Origin of the sequence: Pedobacter sp. N23S346, from assembly GCF_048515415.1 — a bacterium.
GTDB lineage: Bacteria > Bacteroidota > Bacteroidia > Sphingobacteriales > Sphingobacteriaceae > Pedobacter.
Genome location: NZ_JBLYEE010000031.1, coordinates 1 through 1572 on the forward strand (window position 1 = coordinate 1; position 1572 = coordinate 1572).

Here is a 1572-nt window from a genome sequence, read left to right on the forward strand (position 1 = left end):
TGACCCTTCCTAAAATAGCTTGACAGTTTTGGTAGTTAATTACTAAGGCTTTTACAGCCACTTTAATTGATTTACTGATACAATATAATGATTAATTTTTATTACTTAGAACAGTTGTTTTTCTTGGTCCTATTCCTGTTTTGGTCCATGCCATTTTTTCTATTCCTTTTATGCTTTTTTCTACTGCATTAATTACGGAACCCTTGCTGCGTTAATTTCCTTATTACTGGTTTTATAATTCTTTTTTCTCCAGTATTTCTTAAGTGTCCCATTTCTTTCATGTGCCGCTATTGGGGTAAGCCTTCCGCAGCTGTCGTGGATCCTGATACTGTTATATTTGGTTATAGCATCATCCACGGCTGATTTAGCCCTGTCAAATGAGACAAAAGTTTCCTTAAGGCCATGTTCTCCCTTTAGTATCCCATTGATCCTTTCTGCAATGGCGTTTTCATAGGGATCACCTTTTTCGGTCATGGAGAGCTGTATATTCAGATGGTCTATTATCTGTACATATTCATTGCAGCAGTACTGTATACCCCTGTCGCTGTGATGGATAAGGGCTGAAGTTCTTTTTAGATCCTTTGCCGCCATCAAAAGTGCGTCAACCGCTCCTTCACTATGTAAGCTTGGATGTAACTTATAACCTACGATCTTTCTGCTGTAGGCATCGGTTACAATGCTCAGGTAGCTGAATCCGGAAGTCTGACGGATATAGGTGATGTCGCTTACCCATAACATCCCAGGGCTGGAAATTACCTTTTCGCGGATCAGGTTCGGGTACTTCCTGTAATGATGGTTTGACATGGTACAGTAGGGTTTTCTCCTACGATGACGGATGAGCATGCCATAATTGCCCATCAGGCGGTACAGGCCGTCCCTTCCCAGTTTTATGCCATGGGCAGTAAAGTCGTCCCTCAACATGTGGTAGAGCTTGTCCACACCACAATATGGAAGCTGCTCCCTGATCTCCGTAACCAGTCTGATCACCAGCGCATCGCGCATATGCATTGCTGGTTGCACTTTTTGTTCATACCAGGCCTGACGGCTCTTGCCAAACAGTCTGCAGTAGTAGCTTAGGCTAAAGCTACCGTAAAGCTGCATCAGTAATGTTACTGTTTGGCACCAGGCTTTTTTCTGATGTTGATTTTGAGTTTTTCCTCTGCTACATCGATCAGTGTATTAAGCGCAATATTATGCATCCTGGCATCTTCAAGCTGCTTTTCCATCGCTTTTATCTGCTTCTGTAACGCAATCAGATCCTGTTTTTCCTGTTGGGTCATTTCTATGGGCTCTGGAATAATATCATCCGAATACCTCTTGCGCCAGGCTCTAATTAATTCTGGCCCACTTGAAGGATTAATGTTGAACTTCTTGATAGCTTCGCTAACGGTCATTTCCCTTGATTCAAGCTGAGATACCAGCCATCGTCTAAAGGAAACTTCGTAAGCATTACGGTCATCTGTACGGTCGAACGAATCGGATACTAAAATACTAAATCCGCAACGTTTTTTCTCTTGTTCCATTTTGATTTTTATTAGGCCAAAATGTGTCAAGTTTTTTTAGGAGAGGACA

At 42.0% G+C, this 1572-nt stretch carries 2 protein-coding genes; both read right to left on the minus strand.

The genetic code is table 11. From position 1 onward, the window contains the following. Nucleotides 1-192: 192 nt before the first annotated feature. Complete coding sequence (locus tag ACN1CD_RS23555) at nt 193-1101, minus strand: IS3 family transposase (RefSeq protein ID WP_419132876.1); 909 nt, start codon at nt 1099-1101, stop codon at nt 193-195. 8 nt (nt 1102-1109) lie between these two features. Then, nucleotides 1110-1523 carry a hypothetical protein gene (locus ACN1CD_RS23560; protein ID WP_419132878.1) on the minus strand — a complete coding sequence of 138 codons (414 nt, stop codon included), beginning with the start codon at nt 1521-1523 and terminating at the stop codon, nt 1110-1112. Nucleotides 1524-1572 lie beyond the last annotated feature (49 nt).

Bases quoted from the DNA above. Each gene is read 5' to 3' on its own strand.
- ACN1CD_RS23555 (WP_419132876.1), bottom strand. From the start codon at position 1,101: ATGCAGCTTTACGGTAGCTTTAGCCTAAGCTACTACTGCAGACTGTTT.
- ACN1CD_RS23560 (WP_419132878.1), bottom strand. From the start codon at position 1,523: ATGGAACAAGAGAAAAAACGTTGCGGATTTAGTATTTTAGTATCCGAT.